Genomic DNA, 25,726 nt, shown 5'->3' on the forward strand with positions numbered 1-25,726 from the left:
GTCTTAAATTCTGCGGTGTATCGATTCCGTTTTTCCATAGCTTCAGTATAACTTATTTATCTCCTCCTTGTGTCGCACTCTATGGGTTCATTGTAATTATCCTCACCTCCAACAAAAGCTTCGGGGAATGGGGAGAAGTCGTGGGAGACTCGGTGTTGGCGACAGCGATGTTAGATCGATTACTGCATCATTCCATCATTTTTAATCTAAAGGGGGAAAGCTATCGATTACGGGAAAAGAGGATTCAACAAGAAAAACAGAAGGATCAATGAAAGGTCCTTCTGGGGAATTTTAAACCGGCGATTTTTGGGAAAAAATAATCGGCCTTGACACATAATAAGGAGATTCAAACTCACACGGTACCTTTATCCTAGATTTATACTCACATGACATTGTAAGAAAAGTCACTAATAAAACAAAAAAGCCTGAAACCCTTGCTGCACAAGGATTTCAAGCTCATCATTTCGATGATTCCGACTGGGCTCGAACCGGCGACCTCTACCCTCTCCAAGTACTAAATAACAATTTCCTGTTGTATACTAAAAACCCTAGAAAGCTTACTTTAAACCATTTTTCAAATCCGAATTGTAATCTTTCCTTTAAATATTAATTAATGCATTTTTTCCTTTTTTAAATTCTTCTACCAAATGGAACGTTTCTAACTTAGCTTCTTCCCATATAGATTCTGGAATATGTTCTAATACAATTATCTGAAAATCCTTTTGTAAGTTCTTATTAACGTAAAGAATAAAGTCATTTAAGATTTTCATCGCAATGGTTATTTTCTCTCTATCATCTGAATTGACTTTTTCCCATTGTTCTGCAACACTTTTTCTAGTATCCTCTCCATAGTATGGTCTACTTGGCTGATCAAGTATTAAGAATTGAGGTACATAAGGACTTTCTAGCCTCATTATGAGTTCATGTAATCCTAGAAAAAAACATATATGCAAGAACATATGATTTGAACTACTTCCCACTATAGAAGGTGCCACAGAACCTGGCTTTCTTAATTTTAATGTTTTAGATCTATAATCAAAATAAGCCTTATAACCCGCATAAGTACCTAGAGCATCACTTGCTTGATCTAGGTATCTTTGTATTAGTTCTTCGAGTAACTTTATGACACTTTCCCTATCAATATGGTCTTTTAATAAATTATTTAATTGCTCTAATTCACTTTTCTTGATTTTTATCTGCTCATCAAAGTTTTCATCAGTTAAATTTTCTTCAAAGTATTTGAGTTTGTACTTTAACTCCCCGATAAAGATATATTTGTGAATTTCATTTGAAAAATCTTCTTTAGTCTCCGGAATAAGACTCATTTGATATTCAATATCATCCAAAACTTTTTCAAGATTTCTAATTTCATCATCAATATTTAAGTCAAAGGGATTTTTATTACTTATATTACTTTTAATTTTTATTAACTCATCTTGAAAGTTTGAAAGAAGCTGCTTTATCTTTGTATTCTCTATAACTTCATTGAATTTTTCCGTTATATAATTGATCGGCTTTAAACTTTCAAGATTATTGCCTTCAACTCTCTTGTATTCATTATATTGTATCTTAAATTTTTTATAATTCCTAATTTTATTAATAATGCGGTTTCTTTGACGTTTTAGATCATTTAACTTGGTTAAGTTAGGGGAAATTTTATCTTCTTGGAAATCAAAAACTAATTTCTTTAGTTTAACTAAATCCTTGTTAACATCATTACTAGTATCATCTATTAAATTGTACTTTTTAGCCTCTTTGACTAAGTTCAACTTATTTCTCTCATAAAGATCAGACTCATTTTCAAAATGCAATTTCTTTTTTTCAAGTCTGTTTAATTCCTTCTCTACCCCTTCAATTTTCTCCCTAATAAGTATATTCTCTACTGTCTCGATACCAGTAGCTAAATCAAAGATTCTTTCAAGTGCCTCCCGATATTTTTCATCGTTCTGCTTATCGAAGAAAATATCATTATGTGTTATAACATCTTCAGACTGGGTGTTAAATAATAAAAAATATCTAGGTGAAATTTTATTACCAGCTTTTATCTTTTTGCCTCCATATGGAATCACTACCTTACTATCAATGGAAAACTCCTTCTCTATTATATGTTTACAGTCTGTTTCACTAATATTGGCAGACAGATTCCTCGGTATTTCTCCAATACCAGAAAAAAAGTATTCTTTTGATCCTTTTCTATTTGGAGAAAACTTTCTTCTTGCAAGCGTAAAATTTTTATCATTAATATCCAAATTTAGTCCGTACCACTCTACATTTTCGTTTATTTTTTCCTCTGGAATCTTTGGATTACTTGAAAAAAAACAGTAATCAATGATGTCTATAATTGCTGATTTTCCAGTACTACTGTCACCTGTTATCACGTTAACCTTATTTGCTTCGAATTTAATTTCACGTAGAGAACCATCTTTAAGCCAAAGTAATATTTTATTAATTACAAATTTCATATTTCCACCCTCAATTGTAAATATAAATTTTCAGCCTTATCTTGTAGCAAAATTGCTATTTTTTCAGAACTCTTGATAATATCTTCAGCTCTTTTACCAAGATCATATGATTTATAGTCTTCTAAAATATCTTTATCCAATAAATATACTTTTTCTTTCTCAATTCTGATCAGCTTAAGTTCAATTAATAAAATTAAAGAATTTAATGAAACCAGAAGTAAAGAAAAATATCTCTCATTGAAGTTGGTAAAATATTCAGGTTTTTTAATAACAAACTCCTCCATCCCCCTTATAACAGTATTCTTCTTTTTTAAAAAGTCTACAGTATTTTTATGGAATACTAATGGTAGTATTAAAAAAACCTTAGAAACGCTCAAGCTCTCTAATTTTTCTAAAACAGCCAAAATTGCAATAGATCCAATCAACTCATTATTATAAATGCTGTGCGATCTTACCATTATTTATGTTTTTCCTCCCAGTTAATTTCCCATCCTATTTTTGGGATATCAGATAATAAATAAAACTGTCCGTTACTGAGCTCCGTATCTAGCTTTATATCTTCAAACTCAATAATTTTTTCCATAACCCTGTCATAACAATCTTGGGCTAGTTCAATCAACTTATCCTCAGTTATCTCACCCCTTCGATAACGCTTCTTCTCTTTTCTATAAACAGAATTAAAGGTGTTACGCCATTGCAAGATACATTCTTGATCAAATTGTTCTCTCTGTAAAGCCGTTATCTCCCCTTCTTGTTCCCAAGACTCCAAATTTGAGTAAGTCTGTAATTTATATCCCGTCAATCTAATCATCTCATCAACATCACCATTCTCCAATATTTCAATAGCTAATAGTTGCTTAATAAAAGTTTGGTCTGTTAAATTACCATCTATAGTCAGTTTCCTTTTTCTAATAGGGAGTTTATAATCTCTTGCTTTTTCAAAATAGATTTCGGCCATTTTTCGAAAGTCTTCAAAACTTATTATTATTTTCTGTCCTCTTTTAATCTGCAAATAATTCCGGGTCCTTATATTGCTGTCAAGAGATTCAAATACATAATCAATTCGTTTTTCCTTTACAAGCTTTTCTCTAATAGCAGCCTTAATTCGATTAATTAAATCATCTTGTTCTAATTCAAATCTTAAATTCAACAAGAACCCCTCTATCCACTTTTTATCCTGTTTAACTAGTTTATTAACATACTCTTTAGTAGTTTGATCTTTAGTCTTTTTTAATAGCTTATTTAAAACTGCTATAACTTCATCAATATGTTTCTTTCCCTGCTTAAATTCTATAACATTTTTCAAGAAAGTATTTGTATTACTCATTGATTTATTAGAAACTAAAACAAATTCGGTTTTTTTTATAAACTCTATCTGTTTCTCTAAACTATCGCGTCCTTGTGCTCTATCGTTAATAACTCCGACCCAATTGTAGATAGTCTTCCATAAATCTTTATCTAATTCGGTTAAATTAATGCTTTTTCCTGAAGAATCGGTTTGGATAGTATGCTTCAATTGCAGCAGTACCTGGTTTCCATTACTTAAATCCATGTGGATATCGTCCTTAACTTCAATTCCTATACTCTCTCCTTCTTTTAAATTGAGTAAAAGATATAGGAAATAATAGTATTGATAGTCGAAGCCAATAGATTTATTATCTGCGGATGTTTTTTCATGATAGGATTTCAAGGTGCCCCCTCCTATAAAATCACTATTAAAGGAAATAACCAAATATATCTAATTAATATTTTTTCTTAAAACGAAAGGTTCACTATTACAATGATAACGAACCTTTTATTTGTCTAACAATATTATTAAGGTTTTTCCTTTATCTATATCTATCCCTCACAGAACTTTGTTGCTAAAAAAGAAAATTAATCACGCATGCTGGCTATCTAGTAAAGTCCAAAGAGAACATGGAAAAAGAACACCATTCCTATGGACTGTAAGTGACCAAACCAACAAACATAGGAGGTACTCTCTGTGAACAAACATACTATACTCCCGAGCTTGTTGTAAAAAATGGTTTCAAACACAGAATTACATTACAACTAGTTACATAATAGGTATATTATTAAAAAGTTTGCTGTTAGCACACTGATCCATTTGTTCTTCTCGCTACTACTCATGAACAGAAAATCTTCGACATGAGAGTGATGTCTTGTTTAACGAAAAATAAGACTTTAGCAAAATGCAGGATAAAAATTAAGCGCTAAATTGAAAAAAATAGGTTATTTTCCTCACAAAATATAATTTTAGAGATACGGCTTTACATGGAATGACATGCATAGTAAGCTAGTTGCCTCTACGAACTCCTTTTGTGCTCAGTCCTTCGCAAAAGAATCCATGCACGCAGAGAGGCTCCATGTCAAGCCTGCCAGAGGAAAGTAATTTATATTGATATATGAATTATATTTACTTTTATGGGACGTGAGGGGCTTAACTTTTTCATTGCATTTTGCTTAACTTTTTAGCTGCAGAAAACAATGTCACACCATTTATGTTCTTCCTCAGTTTTATGGTTCCACCTTGATTAACAGAGTCAAATCCGCTCCTCCTAGTATCATGAAGCGTTTATTGGAGCTAATCGTTTCCTAGCCTTGTCGTTCCCAAAGCCCCTTCGCATCGTCGATTCCAAGGTAGGGACGGTCGGAAGGAACTACTCCTCATGTGTTCTGTATGACAGGGAACGTTCTGTCATTAAACTACATGTCGCCTATTCTTTGGAACTCGAACCCCGATGGAAGATTTGGAAACAACGGAGCTTCATCATGATGAACCACCAATAGGGAACCCTTGATAAACCTGAAGCACATTCTCTCCGAGGATCGAGCACACTTTAGATTGAGAGAATCGATCATTTTGCCCAAGAAGATCAAGTTTTATTCAAATGAAACATAACATCAAGGTATGCTGTTGTCAGCTGTTTCAGCATTTAAGGGCTTCTAATTCCACCGTTATCGCCGGCTTTCACGTGCCATCTTAGAACGAAGTAATGACGTTCGAAGAAACGCCATCAGTCCTTTTTTTTAGGATGCACATCAACATGAGATTCGAATCTTACCGAATGTTTTTTCATATATTGGCTAAGAAAAAGATCGCAAACATGTATCGAGAACATTAGACAATTAGGATCTTTTTCGTTGGATCAAGCAATATTTAAGCATTCCCGCATTACTTGGAACCACCAAAAATACCACCTATAACCACTTTTTTACAATCCCCATTGTGTATGTTAATATATCCATACAGTCAAACAGAGAAAAAGAGACCGTCAACTATTATTGTACCTCAGCTATTCCTTCAGCAACTTCCTCCAAGTTGTAAATTTTGGATAGACGTTGCCTTATCGGAGCATTTCTTTTTTTATGACAGGGTTATTCCTAAATTTCGATAATCAATAACCATAATGTAAATAAATTTATTTATATACTAAAGGCCCCTGTTTCTCTCTTGTAGAAAACAAATATTAGTAATGCAATTTTTAATATGGGGTGAAAAAGAGCCCACCTATTAAGCGAGCTCCTTATTACATAAATTGTTATTTAAATCTTAGCACTCCTTTTAACAATTCAATCGCATGTTCATCATTCGGATCATTTGTGCCAAGCTCGCCGCGGAAGGCTTTGGACAAGATTGAATGTTTTAGTGACTCAATTTTGGCTTCAATACTTAATATATTTTTTAGTTGTTCCTCTTTTTCCCTATAATAGCTAAGATATTTAGAAATCTCCACTATCTCTTCTCTTGGAGGGAGAGGAATAGGTAAAGAGGCAAGTTTTTGCGAGTTTATATTCGCCTGTCCAACTTGCTGTGTCACCATTGAAAGCAACATATTCCGTCCAATGTGGCTATTTATATAGTGACATACATAGAATGCTAATATATCCTTATAAAACAAACGAACACGAATTAAATAAGATGCAAAAGTGGCTTGACCTGCAATACTTTCATCTACTAAGGCAGTTTTTCCTACTAATTCGTAACTATTGGTACGATTAAAAAGAAGGTCATCAACTTCTAGCCCAAGTTTTTGAACATCAATATGTTCATTAGATAGATATTTCAAATCTGTAAACTGTATAGAGCCATCAACAATATTCCCCATTCTTAAAACAGGTATTCCGCTGCTATCATCAGTTGCTTTAGCCGATGTCCCATATACAGAAGATTCTATCAAATCGTTTAGCCTTATCCATTTCCATCCTTCGGGCAGCTCAAAAAGTTTGTCTAGAATAGCAGGATCTAACTGATCATTAAATTTATTGGTTTTTGTATTTTTTAGATTCAAAATTTCTTCCAGCCATTCTTCCGCACTTTGCTGTACATTGTTTTGTTGACGCCATTTCTTCGTCAACTCCCCCCTAAACGCCTTCTCCAAAATCGCCGCCCGCCTTAGTTCAACCGACTCCTTCACTTCCTCAATCAACCGCTTCGCTTCATCAATTTTCGCAAAAAGCCGCTCGATCTTCTCGGCAATGCGTTTTTGTTCATTTAGGGGCGAAACTGGAAATGGAATATTCCACAAGATTTCAGGATTAACATGAGGAATACCAGTTCCTCGATGATTGTTATTAATATACTCATATTTCGATTTAAGAAAGTAATAAAGATAACCTGTGTCAAAATTTCTCTTTTCTAGTTTGGCAAGGGTTGAGCCTACCTCGCCTTCAACTCCTCTTCCAACAAATCCTGACCTTGCACCGTCCCAAACCATTAGTATATCTTCTTTATTACATCTAACTTTAGATATTTGTTCAGGAACGTATTTTGTTTCTTCGGTAACACCATTTGTTAAATAATCTATGGTGACATATGGAATAGATTTACTTTCTCTAGTTTCTAGTAGCTCTTTTGGCTTTTTCCCTTTTACACTACTAATTACACTACCTAATCTCACCCACACCCAATTCCCCGGCACTTGATACGGCTGTTCGTCTTCTGGCACTAGCGCTTCTTCCAATAGTTCGTCGATCGATTTTTGTTTTGTTTTACTCATTGTTTCAGCACCTCAGCTGTTTCTTCTTTGGACGTTGAGTTCGATTCCGCCGCTTTTAATTCAGCGATAACTTCGTTTAATAAAGAAATCGCCAATTCGAGTTTTTCGACCGCTTCTTCGGCCGAGTCGATCGGGTCTGGCAAGTTTTCGTAAATCGACAGCGATTCGTCGGCGATTAAGCCAATGTCTAAGCTGTCGCCTTTTTTGGCAATTTCTTCGCGCGTGAATACGTTCCAGCGCTCGTCCTGCACTTGGCGGCGGTCTTCGGCTGCGTACGCTTGAATGAAACCGGCAAAATGTTCTGCGGTGAGCGGGTTGCGCTTGCCGAAAGACGGCATGTTCGTGCGTAAATCATACACCCATACTTCTTTCGTATTGCCGACATCGCTCGTGCCGCGCGTGAAGAACAAGACGTTCGTTTTCACCCCTTGGGCGTAGAAGATGCCGGTTGGCAGGCGCAAAATCGTATGCAAATTGCATTTGTCCATTAAATCGCGGCGAATATCGGCGCCGACTCCGCCTTCAAACAAGACGTTATCTGGCAGAACGACGGCCGCGCGGGCTTTTCCGTTTGCTTTAAGCGCGCGGTAAATGTGCTGCAAGAAGTTCAGCTGTTTGTTCGATGTCGTAAACGTAAAATCCGTTCTTGTCGCCCGCTCGCCGCCTTTTTTCGTTCCAAACGGTGGGTTCGTTAAAATGACGTCGTAGTTTTTCAAGCTTTCGCCTAATGATGATAACGTGTCGCCTAACAAAATTTCCCCATGAATGTCATGAAGAAGCGCATTCATCGTGGCAAGACGGTGCGTATCTTTCACAAGCTCGACGCCGGAAAAAGCTTTATATTTTTGAAACTCGATTTCTTCTTCGGATAAATCGAAATAGTCATCGGTTTGCTCGCGAACGTGGCGATCGGCCGCGATCATAAAGCCAAACGTTCCGGCGGCCGGGTCGTGGCAGCGCTCCCCCGGTTGCGGATTAACGAGCTTTACAATGACGTCGATGAGGACGCGAGGCGTAAAATATTGCCCCGCTCCTGATTTCACTTCGCTCGCGTTCTTTTCTAACAATCCTTCGTATAAATCGCCTAACCCTTCTTGTTTTGCGTTATACCAATCCAGGTCGTTAATCGACTGAATGATTTTCTCTAAGTTTTTCGGCTCGCTAATATTGGACGTCGCGTCTGTATAAATTTGCTTTAATAATTCGTTGCTCTCTTTCCCTAAATCAAGCAATAGCTGGCGGTAATGTTCTTTTAATTCGATACCGTCTTTCGTCACGAGCGAATCCCAACGATATTTTTCCGGGATCATATACTCTTGGCCTGTTTCTTTCATCATTTTCAAAAACAGCAAGTACGTCAGTTCCGTCACGTATTGGTGGTACGTAATCCCGTCATCGCGAAGGACGTTACATAAATTCCAAAGCTTTTGCACAATCTCTCGGTTGTTCATCTACGCATTCTCCTTCTGTTGTTGATAGTTGTACAAGTTATGGTTAATTTCCCGGACAATGTGCGCTAACTGCCCGTCGAAAATTTGGTTCAGCCGTTTGAATCCACCGTGGTTTTTGAATGGCTCGTAGTCAAACGCCTTTTCCGGGTCCGGATGAAGGACGGATTCTTGCAGCAATTGTTTTTCGATGCGTTCGAGCCATTTCTTTTGCACAGGCGGCCATGCTTTCATTTGATAGATTTTCTTCATGGCATTTTTAATGCGTTCTTCATGGCTAATGAGCGGATCGCCGAGCGCTTGCTGGCGGATGAAGGCGATGATGTCGGCCGCGATGTCTTCGTTTTTCGCCTCGCGCCATGCCGCTTGCAGCTTTTTCTCGGAAAAGCCTTTTTGGTCCAATTCCAGCAATAGTTTTTTCAGCTCTTCCCTTGTTAGCTCGGTCGGCCGCTGGCACACGATCATTAACGCTGGGATTTGGTTCATGTTGCTCTTGATAAATTCGCCAAACGATTGCAAGTAGTCATCCGGCTTTTCCGCGTTTCCATATCCGCGCTTCACGCCAAGAAGTTGATCTTCGTGATTTGAAATGTACTGCTTGTTTTCGCGGTACCGGTTTTCGTCGATGTAGCGGAACATCGATTTGTATTCTTTCAACTGCGCCGACAATTCGTCCGACGCCAGCGTTTTCACCCATTGAATAAATTGATCGACCGTTTGGCCACCTGATAGCACTTTAAAGTCTTGATGCTGCTTATCGGACCATTTTTGTTTTTTCCGTTGCATTTTGGCGACGATTTGTTCGCGTTGCTGCTCGAGATGTTCTTCTTTCTCCATCTTGTCGAGCTCTTCTACTAACTGCGTCAGCGAAATGTTCGGGCTTGTGACGACAGGTTTCATGCTCGTATACGGCTTTAATGATTCATAAATTCCGACGGCATCGAAAATATTAAAATGGTCTTTTTTAATCTCTTCGCATTTTCTCGTCGCCCGCCCGAGCATTTGTTCATACAAAATGCGCGAACGAACGCGGCGCAAAAAGACGAGGTTAGTGATCGCCGGCACATCGACGCCCGTCGTTAATAAATCGACCGTCACGACAATCGACGGATATTTTTCATTTTTAAAACGGCGAATCGCGCCGGACGGGTCTTTAATGGAGCCGGTAATTTTCATAATCGCATTGTCTTCCACTTCGCCGTATACGTTGGCAAACTCTTCTTTTAAAAGGCGCACGACTAAGTCGGCATGGTCGTCCGTCGCAGCAAAGATTAACGTTTTTCCGTCATCGTCCGGAGAAATATAGTTCGTCAGTTCGCGAATAATGACGCGGTTAAAACTTTCGGTAATGACTTTTGTGTTGAATTGGGTGACTTCGATATTCACTTCATCTTCCAAGTACTCTTGCGAAATCGTGCCGGAAACGGTGTCGTATACATCGACTGCGTCCCCTTTCGCCCACGTGATGCCTTCCTTTTTGAGCACCGTTTCAAATTGGTACGGCGGCTCATGGTCAACTAAATGGCCATCGACCACCGCCTCGCGATACGAATACGTAAAAACGGGCGGCCCAAAAATTTCGGTTGTATGCAACGCAGGTGTAGCCGTTAACCCGATGCGGACGGCATCGAAATAATCGAGTACTTTTCGGTATTTGCTCACGTAATCGTGATGGTCTCTGATTTCGATTTCCATCTCGCTCATTTCTTTATCGAGCGTATAGCCGCGATGCGCTTCGTCGACAATAATGCAATCATATTGGTCAATTGGCGGGATGTCTTCCGTTTTGTCGTTATAAAAAATACGTTTGAGCATTCCTTGCACTGTTGCGATGTGCACTTTCGTCTCCGGATCCGGCTTTTGCGCGTACAGCGATTGCAAGCTGTAAATCTCGGTGAACGTATGGAAGCTTTCCATCTTGCTTTCTTTAAACGCGCTCTCGGCCTGTTCGCCAAGCGCTTTCCGGTCGACAAGGAACAAGATGCGGTTAAAGCGCTTCGCCTTAAGCAAGCGATAAATGAGGCCGATCGCCATCCGCGTTTTTCCCGTTCCGGTGGCCATCGCGACTAAAATGCTGCGCTTTTTCTCTTCCAACGCTTTTTCAACGGCTCGAATCGCGTTGACTTGATAGTCTCTTAGTTTCAAATAATCAAATTTTTCGTCGCGCAACAACTGCTCGGAACGCTCGACATCTTTTTCTAATAACTTTTGCAAGCCTTTAGGCGTATACCATCCTTGCAACGGACGCGGATGGTTCGTGGATTTCCGGGCATCTAAAAACCAAATGCCCGATTTTTGTTCCAGCTGTTTGAAGTAAGGGCGGCCGTTTGTCGCAAATAAAAACGGCACAAAATAATCGCCCCACGGCTCGTGAATCACTTCGTTGCCATGTGGCACGACAAGCTTTGCATATTCTTTTGCTTGCTCAATGTCGGACGGAATGTCTTTGCTGGCGCGTTTCGCTTCAATAATGCCCACTAGCTCGAGTCCGACAAATAAAGCGTAATCAGCGTAGCCTTTCTTTAACGGCCATTCGGCAATCGCCATATTCTTTCCTTTTTCCGGACGGGCTCCTTTAGAAAAACGGATCGTTTCCGAATCTGCTTCCCAGCCAGCGTCCCGCAATTGCTGGTCAATGAGAAGCCGCGTTTCTGCCTCCGTCAATTCCAAATTCGCTGCAACACGCTGCGAGTACTCGCGCCGTTTTTGTTTCTCTTCGCTGCTTGTATAAATTTGTTGCTTTCTAATGTTCTCAAGCTCTGTTTCTAGCTGCGCCAATTTTTCTTCATATGATTTCACGACTTCATTTAACTCGTCGGCTGAAATCGCACTTTGCGGCGTCGGTTCGATATACTCGGGAGCCTGGAACGACCAATCGCCGTACACTTCCATAAACCAGACGCCGATTCGGAACGCCATTTGCAATAATGCTTTCGCTTCATGCACGTCCCCATAACTTGGTTCATGCACCGCTTTATTCCCTTTTTGGCGAATGACGTTTAATAAATCATAAATTTCTTTTGGGATGATTTGATCGTAAAAGAGCGCTCTTAGACGTTCTTGTTGGTCTGTTCCCCTCTCTTCGCGAATGTCTTCCAACGCTAAAATATATTTTGTAATCGTTTCCGCAAATTTTCTCAATTCGCTAATAGCGACGTTTGGATTTTGATACACATTCCGTTCCGCCGTTTCCCCCACCCGAGCGAGAACTTCCCATTTTTCCTCAAGAAAATGAAAATTGTGCGGCATATGGACACCTCGTTTTTGCATATTTCCTTATCTCTATTACTCTAATCACTTAATAAATGATAAGAAATACCTTTATTTCTCTAAGAGATTCTTAGTTCTATTTTACCACAAAATTAACAATATACCTTAATCATTTCCAATGGAATTCAATGCAAAAAAAACTAAATAAAACATTGCCTTCACCTTACACCAATCAATTGAATCCGAAACATCATGTATGTTGCTTTCTCGTTAAGTCAAATCATATATTCCCTAAGTTGCCGCCATCGTGAAAAAATTACAAAGACTATCCAAATCAAATGGATCGTCTTTTAACTTTCCTCTAACCCAAAGAATTATGAGCCTCCTATAATTGCCCTAAAAATGTTTCAATATTTTTTCATTTATCTCCCCAACTTCTGAAAAATACCATTCTAATGTGGCTAGAATTCGATGCAATTCAAACAAGTCTTTTTCTATTTCATCCTTATCAAATTCATTTCTACTTTCTAGTCTTTCGAGAAGTTCATCTAGTTCTTTCATCAACATACGGAAATCCCCAATATTCTCTATACAATCTTCCATCTCATCTTTAGTAATAACGTTTTGGCATAAGGAATTTAGTTTCTGAAGAATATTTATAATTCGAACTAATTGATGTTCCATAAACTTCCCTTACCATCCTTCAAGAGTTTTTTAGCTTTAGCTTCATTAAGAGTTCCATCTAGATTCAACACATACATTACCTTTCTGGCCTTATCTATTACTTCAAGGCGATCCTACTGCTGTACAGGTTTGTAACAAGTATATATTTACATAAAAAAGACTTAAGGAACATATTCCATTAAGTCACTTAAGCTTAATTTAGTGATTTTTTATATGTTCTACAAAATCCATAAATATAGGCAAACCAAAGTCTTTTTTTTTCTTGGAGATACTTCATTTTTTGCTGAATCACATCTTCTAGTAATTCTGTTTTGTTTAAAAGTTTAGCTAGACCTACAGCGTGCATTGCTCTTACATAAGCAATGGGAGCATTTAAACTAGCTTCTTGATCATCCTTTAAACATAAATGAAAGACATTCTCTATATTTGAATATTTGTTAATATAAGGAATAACCACCCCTTTGATAGAACGAAAGATATCTTGAGACACAAATTCAATATCATTTTCATCCTTAACAGTCCATCGCTTTTGCTCACCTATAGTTAAGTTTCCTATTTCTACACCAATAGTACAGGTTTGGGCCTTTTCCTTTTCAGTGATAAGATTATTATTTTCATGAATCAGATTCTCTAATTGATCAAATCTAATCCCTACATCTACTGTTATATCAAAATCATCTTCGTGGTTAATGAATGTCAAATGAACCACGGCATATCCACCTTCGAATGGTTTCCTTAGCGACTGACCAAAAATTCTCTTTTGAAACCCATATACTGTAAGCATTTCGGATAGACTCTTTAACAATTTGGATTTTAGTTCTTTTTTAGTCAACTATAATCACCCCTAATATCTTATTTCTATAGTTGCAATCTTAGCGAATTGTCCTATGAGTCCGGCAGGAGCATTCTTTCCAACAACTATCCTTGCCTCTCAAGGTTCTACTCATTAATATACTGAAATATATTCAATAGGTGTTTTTAACTCTTTCCATTCATCTTCATCACGCAATTCAAAACAAATACCCGGATCATCTGGAAGAATATAAACATCTAATTCCTCTTCCCATCGTCCAATGTACCGCTCTACATCAGCTAATGTAGAACCTATTCCTATAACGTTTTTAAACGTTCCTCGAAAGTCGCCATAGACTGAAATTTGGGTCACAGTATTCGTCTCCTTATCAATCCAAAACATAATACAATCTCCAATGATTACTGTTACCCTTTCTCTCTCCTCGATTTGGTAATCATTCCCCAAATATCTCTTTAGAGTTTCAAAATCCCAACCAAGTTCATAAATTCCTATTCTTTTACCTGGAATTATTTCGTTATCTAATTTTTTTCTCATCATCACAACCTCTTTAAATGAATTAATCCTCTTCGCTCACTTCCAACGTAGAAGTCTATATCTATATATCTATATATCTATAATTATCGTTTTTTCCATCATAAACAACACAGCAATTTGTTTTTTACCATTCCGTTCCCTTCTGCCGTTCCAACCGCCTTCATTTTGGATCATTCAAATGAACTTTGGCACAGCTTCGTGTTGCTGCATCGTATTCCTTCTTTAATCTATACTACCATGTCCCCACATTGTGTATTAACAAATACACACTGACTCTTATATGTGTGATCAAACTTGTGACCAGTAAAGCAAGGTTTTGCCTATAAAAACGAAAAAGCCTGAAACCCTTGATACACAAGGACTTCAAGCTTCTCGAATTGATGATTCCGACTGGGCTCGAACCAGCGACTTCTACCCTGCTAAAGTGAAATGGGTCATTTTTACTTATAATCAAAAAAATTATAAAAAGATGATATACATAAATTTGTATTTAGATATCTATTCCCATTTATGGAATAGAAGGTGTTGCAAAACTAGAGTAAAAACTCAAAATTGTGCATAAGAATGCATAATTGTACATGCAGTAAATAGCGATGAAACCCATACCAACGCGGCTGTTCTAATCCGTCATTCTTTAACTGATTAAATGTCTGCTCAATCGAGTTGCGAAAACCAAACAACCACTTTCCGAATTCTGTTTTCAAAAACGAACGAATCATCCGACCATAGGCATCTTTTCGTTCATCGCTATTTCGAGGATTAATAGGTGAAACGAAAAAAATTCCTGTCTGTTCGGCTATTTGACGGACTTTTTCGCTGTCATAGGCGGCATCTCCAAGGGCAAATTCAATCTTCCATTCCTTTAAAGATGGAAATAATTCGAGCGCAACGGCTGCATCATTTCGATTCGCAGTCGTGAAGACATGGGATAGGACGATTCCTTCTGTGGTTGTACAAAGGTGCAACTTATATCCTTTGAACCAGTTATACCGAGTCGAAATCCCCCATCTCGCTTGAGAATCATAAAAACTGCTTCGGAGTGCCGTACTGTCGATGATGACAATTTTGGGATACCGAACACCTAAATCTTTTAGAAGTCGAGCATTAAATGTGGAAAATCCTTGTTCTCGAAACCACTTACCTGCACGTGAAAACGTAGAAAGATGTGGAACCTCTTTGAGTCCACAAATACGCCGGAAGTAGCCAAATCGATCGAGTGTTTCCACTAACTGACGTAAAGAATCAATGGAAAAATAGGTTTTTAAAAAGAAACATTTTAACAATGATTTTTTCGAAATCGGTGGTCGCCCGGTTATATAAGGTGTTTCTGGTAAAGAAAGTTGGTCGATGTATTGAAATAAAGCCTGTAAAAGAGGATCCATTTCGCTATTCAGTGCATGTTCGATAACAAAATTGGAAATCATGATAGTGTCCACCCCTTGGAAATGTGTTTTTGGTCACTGTATATGATTTCCAAGACGGTGGATTTTTTGCGTCCTTTTATGCACCCGTTATGCGTTTTGCAACACGTTCGAATAAAAAATGTTCTTTAACCTAATTTATTTGATTGTTCATAATGACAATCACCTAATAATATTGGTAATTTATTATTCTCTTAATTTTTTAACTTGAAACTAATACATGTTTGAGCGCTTTAGCAATGACCTTTGACATAATAGGTGGGACGGCATTTCCTACTTGTACAAATTGTGCTGTTCTAGGTCCTTCAAACTTGTAGTTATCAGGAAAACCTTGTATTCTTGCTGCTTCGCGCACAGTCAGTGAACGTGCTTGTTCAATATCAGGGTGAATATTGTAATGTCCATCTTTGGCAATATGAGCTACAATGGTATGAGGAATGTCATTCCAATTATGCACTTTAAATCGATCCAAAAATGATGTTTCGTTTTGGTGAGTTTTCAGATTATCAGGCAGTTCATTATATTTTAATTGCTCTCCTCGATTTGATCGCTCTATAGCCATTTTATAAATTTCTCGGTCACGCTCTTGAATAGTTCTTGCTTTATGGTTTATAATTCCTACACTATTTTCTCGCATTTTTTTTTGATACTCTGATAGTACTATACCACTTTGTGGATACTCTATTAATTTTAAATCTTCCCCTTCTCCCGGTAGCAAGGGGAACAAATCACTGATGGCATTCTTTGTACTTTTTTCTTCATCCCAGTGTTCTGCAAAACGTGAAAAGTCTGGATAGTGATAATTAAGTTCCTTTCTAAAACCAAATAGTATTACCCTTTTTCTTCTTTGAAAGACTCCATAATCAGAAAAGTCAATAATATTGTTCTTATGTTCTGGGTCATTTCCAGATAATATTGTATATCCAATGTTATCAAACTCTTCTTGAATTACAGAAAATATTCGTCCGTTTTTAGCTGTTAAAATACCAGGAACATTCTCAAATACAAACGCCTTGGGGTGGAATTCTTTTACGATATTCAAATAATAATAAAATAAATAATTTCTCGAATCTCTAATAGCAGCTTCTTTCAACCGACTTCTCCCGATGACTGAATATACTTGACAAGGCGGCCCTCCAATAATCAAATCGACACGTGTTGCAGTATTATACTTTAAAGATTCGTGTATTTCTCTAATGATGTCGGATGAAGAAGTCGCTTCACGATCATTTGCAGGATTTCCAAATTTCCGATTTAGAATCTCATAATCAATTTTTTCCTTTAGTTCTGGGTATTTTTCAAAAATTATCATACGATCTTGATCTAAATTTTTGTAACTAAAACTTTTTCTCAGAAATTCAAAATAAAGCTCTAAATCATTATTTTTATTTAAAAAGTGATATATTGATCGAGTTTTTAAAGTTTCACATGCCCATTTTTCCTTTTCAATTTGGGCTACGATTTTATACCCTTCCTCATGAAACCCTTCACTTAATCCACCTGCCCCTGTAAAAAGATCAATTACTATCATATTGATCCCCTTTAAACTAGTTTATAGATTCAAATAATCCCCGAGTCTTCAGTTCCTCAAAGATTTTAACAATATTTTCAACCTGTTTCCCTTCGATTAAAGCCCCAATTTCAATGTTATTAATCATGCCATTATAGGACAAGTTAGCCGAGGTTATAAGGGCTACCCGGTAATCTACTACAATTGTCTTTGCATGCAACGCAGAATGACGACTTGTATTATTATATTTATACACCTTTAAATTTTCAATATTCAAATGCTCTAAAAAATACTTTAAGTTTTCGTTATGATTATTCTCAATAAATATTTCAAGTGTTACTCCTTGTCTCCCCTTATGCTCTAATAAATCAGATAGTTGATGAAAGTAGGGGGATATAGCGTATCCCGTCATACCAATATATTGTGATGCTTCAAACAAAAGTTGCCTAATAACACCAACTGTTTCACGTATTGGTATATTCGTATTTGGTATTCCCGAAGATACAATTTCTACTCTGTGCAAACCTTCCTTACTTCTGTTACTAATTATTTTTAAGAGCAACAGTAAATTTCTTACCTCATCAACACTCAAATTCGGAAACAATTCCTGGAATATACGCTCAGCCTGAATTAGATGAGAGTATAAGTCCAAATCCTTAGAGCTATTAATATTAGGTAAAATATCTCCTTCTAACTTTTGATATAACACGTTCAACTTGAATAACGATTTTTCACTAAACATTTCATATCAACTCATCAAAGTAAGGTTTAATTACACTATCTTGAAGAGGTACAACTAAAGATCGGTCTAATAAACGGTTACCTGCTTCACAAGAAGTTTCCGAAATCATAGAACATGCGAAGCACGCTGAACCATTTAAGTCATTTTCTTCGTCTACCTCTAAAGAGGAACAAACTGGATCATTTGTGCAAAATAGCGCTTCTTCTAATGCTTCGTTTAAAATTTCTCTAAACTTATCGATACTCCCCATCTCAACTAACCCACCTAAAGTTCCTTCTTGGTCTGCACTCCCCGTGTATAACAAAATTCCGGCCATTGTTTCACTGCAATATATTCTCTCTTTAATCGCTACAGATGAATAACCAGATTTCAAAGATAACTGTTTGATAAGAAGATGAGATAATGTATGCATCATCACATATAACGCATTACGATCTTCTAACTTTGCCCATCCCTTCTTTTTTAGCCATTTATCATATACGACACTAAATTTTTTCGACTGTTCTTCCACAGACTGCAGCCAATTATTAACCGTTTCACGATTAAATTCGATAAATATTCCTTCCCCGAATGTTTCAACTGCAGGCAACCATTTTTCTTCAGTTCCGGATTCTAACCATACAATTTTTGGATTTTTAACTTCTGGTTCAGGGCTATCATTACGCATAAAACCTAGCAAAACCATAATTTCTTTTAACCGATGCACTTGAACAATCTTACTAAAATAACGTTGTAACTCTTTCGGAACAGGCTGTACTTCCGCCTCAAATTCTGGGTTCTCTTTTGGGATTTTAATTTTATCTTTAAAACTAGTAAACCTTTCGTATTCAAATTCTTTAATTTGCTTATAATTCAGTTTTTCGTTATTCTCATTTCCTTTGAATCTTATCCATTCATTATAAAATTGTTTAAAGTCATCAAATCCACAATTCGTTAAATATCTATCATAGTATTTTTTTAATCCGTCTATACCATAATCTTCTTCCCTTGCAATAAGCTCCTTCCGATGATCGATAAACGTTCTCCTAAAATCTGAATTCTCCGAGAATGAAATAGCGCTTCTAACCGCTGCAAAATAAACGTTGGACGCACCACGTTGAAGCGGTATAACATCTTTACCACACCCGTCATTAAATTCAAGTTTATGTGGATGTGCCCCTTTACATTTATACCCTTTAAATGATTTTGGGTCTAAAGCACCTCGTAAAGATTTCCCGCTATCCATGCACGAGCATTTTACACTTAGTGACTCTAAACCTGATGAATCCCCAGCACTTGATAAAGTTAATCTTCCATTACATTCTTTAGGCTCTTTTCCATGTGCCCACCATTTCCATGGAAAATCCTCTAAATGGTTGTCCTCGCATGATATGACAAACCTTGCAGGATGTGCTCTCCGATTGCAAGAAGGACATCTTGGTCCTTTCTCTAAATATTCTCTAATTTTTTCCCGATAATCACTACCACCAAAATTATCTCTTATATCAAACAGATGCCTACATTTAATATTGCTACACTCATGGTAAAAAGGAAATGGAATTACTGGTAAATCGGTTATTCCATTTGTTGCAGGCACTTTCTTGAAATAATGTTTACCTAAGAAATTTGCAAGATTTTTATCATAAACAATATCTTTTGCTCTATCCCAATATCGAATATCTAAAATCATTAAAGAATCATTCACTGAGTCTATAATAGCACCAGGGCCAAAAGTAGTAATTAATTGCCCTGGTCGGATTTCTCCAATTTTATTTTTCATTTTAACCACCATTCCCTATCATAGAGCTTTAAACTACTTGTCGTTTCGATTTCTCGCATTGAATCCAATGTCGGTTTTTCCGCTTTACGTAACTCTCTCTCTGAATATCTTCTAAGCAAACGATTTTTGCTTATAGCATTTCTTATCGATTGTTTATTCGAGGTTGAAAAATGGTACTCAAGAGCTGTTTGAAGCTCACTATCTTTAATCCAACTATCCAAAAACTGATTTAATTCACTTAATGTATCATACACATTCTTTGTCTCTACAATGAATGTTCTTTCCTTAATTATCTTTCTTAGATTTGAAAGGTCCATATATTTAATATTTTTTGCACTATCGTTTGTTGCTAGTTCTGGATTATTTAGACGAAGTAAAGCAACTGCTATTGAATGTAAAAAACGATCTCTTGCTCTTGACGCATAAGGAGTAGCTGTTGTTCCTTCAACATGATAATATAAACGACCGTGGTATCCTTTAAAGTTTTGGTAATGAGACATATCTCTTGGACGATATGGATTATAGACAGTGATTACTAATCCAGGAAACTTCCTTCCTACCCGGCTCGATGCCTGAATATATTCTGATGTTTGCTTAGGCTGTCCTGTGACTACCATTAAGCCAAGTCTATCAACATCCATACCAACCGCAATCATGTTAGTTGCTAAAACAACATCAAGTTCTTCGTTTCCAATCCCCTTTTCCAATTCCCCCAATACCTCAGGGATTCTGTAAGAAGGAATACGAGATGTTAATTCCCTGTATTTGTTAATATAACGTTGAAGAGGAAATTTATATTTATTGGTGATAATTTGTAATCTTTTTTTGATGTCATCATCTAACAAACGAACAGTACCACCAAGCTCTCGTATACTATTGAAATACCCAATTAATGTGCGGTAAGGATCAAGAAATTTCGAATAGTCTGGGTCATCTTTCAAGTTTTCTGTAAATTGAAGGAGAACAGCATACACACGTACTAAAACCGTCTTCATGGAGTGGCCAGATACACACACCCCACCATACATTCTAAAAGGTTCCTTTTCGATTGGAATTTCTTTTGCAAAAAACGAATCTTCTACTTCTAAACCTGACGGCGGAAACTGCTTCATTTCTTTTCTCGCATATAGACGTTTAATTTGTTCATCAGCATTTTTAATGGTTGCAGTAGCAACAATATACTTTGGTTTTATTTTTTCACCATTTTCTAAACGGTAACTACATAACTCTTCAATTGCCGTTTCATATCCACCATATATTGAGCCCAATGGTCCTGTTATTAAGTGAAGTTCATCTTGAATAATTAACTCTGGTGGATAAAAAGATTTTACTGGATAAACAATCGCCCTTGGATTTCTATGTGAACTAGGATGTTCTTCTCCTGTTGCTATATAACCGCATCGTTCACAATATCGGTCTACTTTACCGAATAAAGATGCTGTCCTTTCATCCCAAGGTAATCGAGCAAATTTATCAACTGTAGAAATCACTATAGTAGGTAGTCTTCTATAAATTTCTTCATCAATTAAGTAAACTGGAATGTGAGTACTGTAAAAATGACATTTCGGATTCCCGCAATAAATTCTAAAACCTTCCTTTTCAGTATTCGGGTCTTTATTTGGTATAATTTTGTAAACTAATTCACTTTTATTGGCTCCACAACAAGGGCAATTAATAATTTGCTTTTCTAAGCGACCGTATTCTGACTCTACGCCCCTATTATCTCTATAGCTAGAAACCTTTAAGTCTTTTAAATCATTAGCTGTAACCTGTCCCCCAACCCAAAATCCGACTGAATATTCACTTTTGCCAAATCTTTTTTCTCGGTCTGTTTGCCGAATGTATTCACAAGCACAAATCATTCGAAGCAAACGATCCCGCTGTTGAGTGGTTAATAAGCGAAGCGTATACCTAATGAGAATAGTTACTCCGCCATCTTTTTCAAAATTTTGTTCCGTTGGTGCACTTAATCGTCTATATCCTAAAAGGAAAGCAGCTAGTCCTAAATATGCTTCTGTTTTTCCACCACCTGTAGGAAACCATAGCAAGTCAACAATTCCTCGTTCTTTTGACTGTGGATCTACAATTCCCTCTAAATTAAGAAGAATAAAAGCGATTTGGAAAGGCCGCCAATTAAAGTGCTCTTTCTCCATCTCCTCTTCTAGACTAGTTTTATTTTTCGAAAACGCCTTCATAGCACTTTGAGCATGCATTACTTTGTTCATGAAAACAAAAGCTTCAAAAACCTTTTCATCATGTAAAAGTTTAATTCCATTGCGAATTCTACTTAATGTAAACATACAGTCGCTGATATTCTGTTTAGCTTGGTGTTGCTCCGAAATTTCCCGTAATGATAAACCATTTATCCACTCTTCATAACGATCTGCCAAATTATTCAATCGAGCGATTACTTCCTGTTGGTTTCCTCCCTGTGAGAAATATTTGATGGAAAGGAAATTATCAGGGATAGCCCCATATCTTCGACTATGCGGCAATTCTGTTTGCATTTTAGCCACTTCATGCGTAGGGATAAACTCCGTTTTCAATCTATATGCCCGAATCTCATTGTTTGCTTCCCAACTTGCAGCACATCCATAACCTTTGGCAAAAGTCGGTTTATTTCGATAAATGAACTCTTCAAATGGCTCATTTGAAAGATTAGAGCGTGCAATATTCTCTGCGATAAAAATTTCTTTTCCCTCACTATTAAATATCTCAAGTTCCACTTGAAAAAATGCATTTCCTTTATCCCTACTTGTATTTTTCAAAAAAACGCTGAAAAGAAGACTATTTGTATTTTTTAGATTTCTACAAATAACAACTAGCTGAAGATGTTGATGAACCAAAAATTCTTTTTTTCCATTGTATAACATAGAATAATCAAAATGTATGGTTTCCTCTTTTGAAGTTCGAACGTATAATACCCTCTTGCGGCCCTCTTGATTAATTTCTTCCTTTTTCTCGTATTCTCCCCATCGGATTAACACGTTAAAGTTCGCATCTTCTTTTTCAGTATAAAATCTTATTCCCATTGTTGATTGTTTTTTAAGTTTTTTAGAACGATTTTGAATATTTTTTTCAACTACTTCATCTGCCATAGAGTTATCATTTTTATTAACTTCTTCCTCGTTTATTGCTGAGTCCGAGAGTTCCTCCCAGTCTTCCTCTACCCCCTCTTTATCTAGAGGGTGTAGAATGCCCGTCAAATAGGCTTGTGTTGGGGATTCAGCCAAGATGTCTTGTTCATTATGATCTGGACCTATTAAATCCCTTTTCAAAGCTTCGATCATCATTTTTCGCAACTCTTTATACTTATGGACTTCCATGGTGATCCTCCTTCTGCTCCTCAAATAAAATCCCTAGCTCACTTGGCTTTATATAGTAGAATTTTCCTGAAATATTTTTGATTTTCTTTATTTTAACAACCTCATCTAATTGATCAATGGATAAATTATAAGCTTCTAACTCTTCTAAAACTTTTTCACGATCTGCTCTACTTGCAAAAATATATTTATTTAGAATGCGTGCCGCTTTTCTTCGTTCATTCCTGATATGCTGCATAGCACTGTAGTATACCTGTGTATTATTAATAAATTCATCAAGCGACAACACCTCACCTAGGCAAATAATGTCTTCAAAATCCCTAGGACCATAGCTATAACCGCTTCTCCAGTTTTTTAAAATAGATTTTGTTACTTTATCCCATCCATTATTTTTCATTTTTTTATATAACTCTTCGTCAGTAAGACGATTATTATAGAACCTCTCCTCGTATAACTGACGCCATTTTTGTATTATATGGTAACATTTGATGCTTTTTTCGTTTTCATCCATATAATCGATAAACAATTCAAACAATTCTTTCCTTGCATCATTATCGATAAATAACAATTCATCTCCTGTTTTTAAACCTGAATATTCACACATTTCATACTTCTTTTCTAAACGCTTTAATACTCTCGCCCTAAAGTCATTATTTATAAACATATAACTTTCATCAACAAACTCAATTAATTTTGCCTTTATGGCATTTTTCCCTTTATACATTCTCTTTTTACGAATAGAAGTTAAGTTTCCATTGTTTAAGCTAACCTCGCTAATGTTACTCGCAAAGTCTCTCTTTGTATCATTTCCCTGTATAAAACGTTTAACTCGATTATAGAAATAGTGGTACATGGAGGTTAGAGAATTAGCAGAAGACTGTATTAGCTGCATACTATGATTGTACTTATTATACAATTTGCCTAACTTATTCCCTAGGAGCAATAATTCGATTTTATATAGATAAAGTATCGCTTTTTTATAGTTACATAATTCTAATATTCGTAAATCTTCTAAATTAATAGCCGAATGTAGCATTAAACAATCACAATCTACTTTTTCTACTCCCTCTAATACTTCTTTTTTATTGTAAAAATGTATACCCTTCGATTTTAAATCATCAATCGAACATTTTAGTACTAACGATAATTTCTCTTTGAGAGCTAAAGAAACGATTTTATTAAATACAATTATGCCAACCCTCTGCCCTCGATTAACCTCACTAATAATCGAGTTTATTATTTCCTTAGATTTCGGTGATTCATGGTCTAATCCTTTTTTCAAAAAAATATCTTCGATTAAGATTAATATTTCTTCAAAATCCTCATCCTCATAACGATTATCGCTTTCTTTTAGTTCGTTCAATAGTTCATTGATTGGATCGTAAACCATTTCTAATTCTGCAATAAGGTCATATTCTGTTGCACTTATTGGCATCCTAATCGCACTATACAGTAGAGAAGCAATGATTTTTAAGTCATACGGAGTAAATTTCTTCTTCGATAATTGGTTAAGCAAATTTAGTGCCTTAGCTACCTCATTCTCAAATTCCGACTTTACATATACAATATGAACATTGCTTACATCTCTTTTTTTCACTAAATCTACAATTGAATATTCCTTATTATTCAAACTTGTTTTACTTTCCATACAGTCTTTTGATAATTGAGATAATAATTTTGCATCAAAATTCCAAAGTTGAACCCTGTCCGACAAGTAAACAAGCCGATCGTCAATAGAAGTATCGAAATAGTATAGAGCCCCAGTTGGAACGGATTTGAGGAACTTTTTTGTGAAAGTATAGTCAATAAAGGTGTAATCTATTTCAGATTTTATCTTCTCTAATATATTGATATTGTCAGTAATATAAAATACAGGATGTTGTTTATTATCCTTTCTTCCTATTTTATTTCTTGTTCCTCTATTAATTTCCCTAAAATTAAAATATCCTATTGCAATCGGCAAAATAAAATTAAGTGGTATCACTTCAGGAATTTTTCCCTTATAGTAACCATTCAGAATATGATTCCAGTTACACTGAGCATAATAGCCATCATTTAAATCACAAAAAACTTCTCTATCTCTAAAAAATTTATGTTTACCAAAAAATTCATACTTTAATTCCGAATATATAAAACTGTTATTTCCTAAAAAATCAAAAAAATTCTTCTTATTCGTTATTACAAGAACAGAAATTCTTTTAGTAAAATCTTCTCTGAACTTATAATTTTCTATATAATCCTTTAAAACAGTGTTTAGCACTAAGAATGGGAAAAAGTATTGATCTGGATAACAAACTGCAACATTAAGCTTATTTAAAATAATATCTTCCAATGTTGATAAAATCTTTTTTTCAAGTTTTCCAATTTCTATTTTGCTACCATTGAAAGCCAATAATTCCTCCATTAAATTTTTTACAGTTGATTCCTGCAAAATAGAAACTCCCTCCCATTGCCATTTCTATTGAACATATAGTTTTTATCGACTATTACAACATTACCATGATTTCAGACCTATTATAGCGAATCTCGACGAAAAATAATGTCGAATTATGTCGTGTCAAATCGTTTATATTTATAAAAAATGCAGCATGGATACACCCTTTCACTCCATACGATTGCTATCAGCCTAATTACAATCAAGAAGCCAGAAATGAGACAATTTTTCATCATATTATTTATTGTCACTGTTCCATAAAACAGATACAATTAAATATAGAGGAAACAAGAGTATAGTTACACTACAAACATTTCTTTGCAATAACTCCCCTTTGCTTATCGATCGAAGGAAATGCAAAAAGTGAATTTTAAATTAAAGAACT

Annotated in this window: 16 protein-coding genes; 1 reads left to right on the top strand and 15 read right to left on the bottom strand. The window is 36.1% G+C overall.

What is annotated here, in order from left to right; all coding sequences use genetic code 11:
* A partial coding sequence (locus GGQ95_RS07835; RefSeq protein WP_244963648.1) for an ATP-binding protein occupies positions 1–272 on the top strand: 272 nt, incomplete at its 5' end.
* Between the two features lie 327 nt (positions 273–599).
* Here GGQ95_RS07835 and GGQ95_RS07840 read toward each other — a convergent pair.
* The 15 genes from GGQ95_RS07840 to drmE form a co-directional block, all read right to left on the bottom strand.
* Positions 600–2,462 carry a DUF3732 domain-containing protein gene (locus GGQ95_RS07840; protein WP_183186582.1) on the bottom strand — a complete coding sequence of 621 codons (1,863 nt, stop codon included), beginning with the start codon at positions 2,460–2,462 and terminating at the stop codon, positions 600–602.
* Positions 2,459–2,920, bottom strand: a complete 462-nt coding sequence (locus tag GGQ95_RS07845; RefSeq protein WP_183186583.1) for a three component ABC system middle component — start codon at positions 2,918–2,920, stop codon at positions 2,459–2,461. The genes GGQ95_RS07840 and GGQ95_RS07845 overlap by 4 nt, the downstream gene beginning before the upstream one ends.
* The gene (locus GGQ95_RS07850) at positions 2,920–4,152 is read right to left on the bottom strand and encodes a hypothetical protein (RefSeq protein ID WP_183186584.1); all 1,233 of its coding nucleotides are present in this window, start codon (positions 4,150–4,152) and stop codon (positions 2,920–2,922) included. The genes GGQ95_RS07845 and GGQ95_RS07850 overlap by 1 nt, the downstream gene beginning before the upstream one ends.
* Before the next feature lie 1,852 nt (positions 4,153–6,004).
* A complete protein-coding gene (locus GGQ95_RS07855) occupies positions 6,005–7,462 on the bottom strand; it encodes a restriction endonuclease subunit S (protein WP_183186585.1) in 1,458 nt (485 codons plus the stop codon).
* Positions 7,459–8,913: a class I SAM-dependent DNA methyltransferase gene (locus GGQ95_RS07860; RefSeq protein WP_183186586.1), complete on the bottom strand. Its 1,455-nt coding sequence runs from the start codon at positions 8,911–8,913 to the stop codon at positions 7,459–7,461. Before GGQ95_RS07860 ends, GGQ95_RS07855 begins: the two co-directional genes overlap by 4 nt.
* On the bottom strand, positions 8,914–12,159 hold the full coding sequence (gene hsdR / locus GGQ95_RS07865) for a type I restriction-modification system endonuclease (RefSeq protein ID WP_183186676.1): 3,246 nt from the start codon (positions 12,157–12,159) through the stop codon (positions 8,914–8,916).
* Between the two features lie 357 nt (positions 12,160–12,516).
* Positions 12,517–12,804, bottom strand: coding sequence for a hypothetical protein (locus GGQ95_RS07870; RefSeq protein WP_183186587.1), 288 nt, complete (start codon positions 12,802–12,804; stop codon positions 12,517–12,519).
* A 193-nt stretch (positions 12,805–12,997) separates the two neighbouring features.
* Positions 12,998–13,636 (bottom strand): DUF4304 domain-containing protein, encoded by a 639-nt coding sequence (locus GGQ95_RS07875; RefSeq protein WP_183186588.1) that lies wholly within the window; start codon positions 13,634–13,636, stop codon positions 12,998–13,000.
* A gap of 114 nt (positions 13,637–13,750) precedes the next feature.
* On the bottom strand, positions 13,751–14,152 hold the full coding sequence (locus GGQ95_RS07880) for a hypothetical protein (protein ID WP_183186589.1): 402 nt from the start codon (positions 14,150–14,152) through the stop codon (positions 13,751–13,753).
* 533 nt (positions 14,153–14,685) lie between these two features.
* Positions 14,686–15,576: a transposase gene (locus tag GGQ95_RS07885; RefSeq protein WP_080862805.1), complete on the bottom strand. Its 891-nt coding sequence runs from the start codon at positions 15,574–15,576 to the stop codon at positions 14,686–14,688.
* 199 nt (positions 15,577–15,775) lie between these two features.
* Positions 15,776–17,104, bottom strand: coding sequence for a DNA cytosine methyltransferase (locus tag GGQ95_RS07890; protein ID WP_183186590.1), 1,329 nt, complete (start codon positions 17,102–17,104; stop codon positions 15,776–15,778).
* 16 nt (positions 17,105–17,120) lie between these two features.
* A complete protein-coding gene (locus GGQ95_RS07895; RefSeq protein ID WP_183186591.1) occupies positions 17,121–17,825 on the bottom strand; it encodes a phospholipase D-like domain-containing protein in 705 nt (234 codons plus the stop codon).
* 1 nt (position 17,826) lies between these two features.
* Complete coding sequence (gene drmB / locus GGQ95_RS07900) at positions 17,827–19,584, bottom strand: MrfA Zn-binding domain-containing protein (RefSeq protein ID WP_183186592.1); 1,758 nt, start codon at positions 19,582–19,584, stop codon at positions 17,827–17,829.
* Positions 19,581–22,910 (bottom strand): DISARM system helicase DrmA, encoded by a 3,330-nt coding sequence (gene drmA, locus GGQ95_RS07905; RefSeq protein WP_183186593.1) that lies wholly within the window; start codon positions 22,908–22,910, stop codon positions 19,581–19,583. The genes drmB and drmA overlap by 4 nt, the downstream gene beginning before the upstream one ends.
* Positions 22,897–25,338: a DISARM system-associated protein DrmE gene (gene drmE / locus GGQ95_RS07910; RefSeq protein WP_244963650.1), complete on the bottom strand. Its 2,442-nt coding sequence runs from the start codon at positions 25,336–25,338 to the stop codon at positions 22,897–22,899. The genes drmA and drmE overlap by 14 nt, the downstream gene beginning before the upstream one ends.
* Positions 25,339–25,726: the final 388 nt, after the last annotated feature.

The sequence above is a fragment of the Anoxybacteroides rupiense genome (assembly GCF_014196195.1).
GTDB lineage: Bacteria > Bacillota > Bacilli > Bacillales > Anoxybacillaceae > Anoxybacteroides > Anoxybacteroides rupiense.

Excerpts from the sequence above, each read along its gene's own strand:
- GGQ95_RS07840 (WP_183186582.1), bottom strand. The coding sequence starts at position 2,462 with ATGAAATTTGTAATTAATAAAATATTACTTTGGCTTAAAGATGGTTCT.
- GGQ95_RS07845 (WP_183186583.1), bottom strand. The coding sequence starts at position 2,920 with ATGGTAAGATCGCACAGCATTTATAATAATGAGTTGATTGGATCTATT.
- GGQ95_RS07855 (WP_183186585.1), bottom strand. The coding sequence starts at position 7,462 with ATGAGTAAAACAAAACAAAAATCGATCGACGAACTATTGGAAGAAGCG.
- GGQ95_RS07860 (WP_183186586.1), bottom strand. The coding sequence starts at position 8,913 with ATGAACAACCGAGAGATTGTGCAAAAGCTTTGGAATTTATGTAACGTC.
- hsdR (WP_183186676.1), bottom strand. The coding sequence starts at position 12,159 with ATGCCGCACAATTTTCATTTTCTTGAGGAAAAATGGGAAGTTCTCGCT.
- GGQ95_RS07870 (WP_183186587.1), bottom strand. The coding sequence starts at position 12,804 with ATGGAACATCAATTAGTTCGAATTATAAATATTCTTCAGAAACTAAAT.
- GGQ95_RS07880 (WP_183186589.1), bottom strand. The coding sequence starts at position 14,152 with ATGAGAAAAAAATTAGATAACGAAATAATTCCAGGTAAAAGAATAGGA.
- GGQ95_RS07885 (WP_080862805.1), bottom strand. The coding sequence starts at position 15,576 with ATGATTTCCAATTTTGTTATCGAACATGCACTGAATAGCGAAATGGAT.
- GGQ95_RS07890 (WP_183186590.1), bottom strand. The coding sequence starts at position 17,104 with ATGATAGTAATTGATCTTTTTACAGGGGCAGGTGGATTAAGTGAAGGG.
- GGQ95_RS07895 (WP_183186591.1), bottom strand. The coding sequence starts at position 17,825 with ATGTTTAGTGAAAAATCGTTATTCAAGTTGAACGTGTTATATCAAAAG.
- drmB (WP_183186592.1), bottom strand. The coding sequence starts at position 19,584 with ATGAAAAATAAAATTGGAGAAATCCGACCAGGGCAATTAATTACTACT.
- drmA (WP_183186593.1), bottom strand. The coding sequence starts at position 22,910 with ATGGAAGTCCATAAGTATAAAGAGTTGCGAAAAATGATGATCGAAGCT.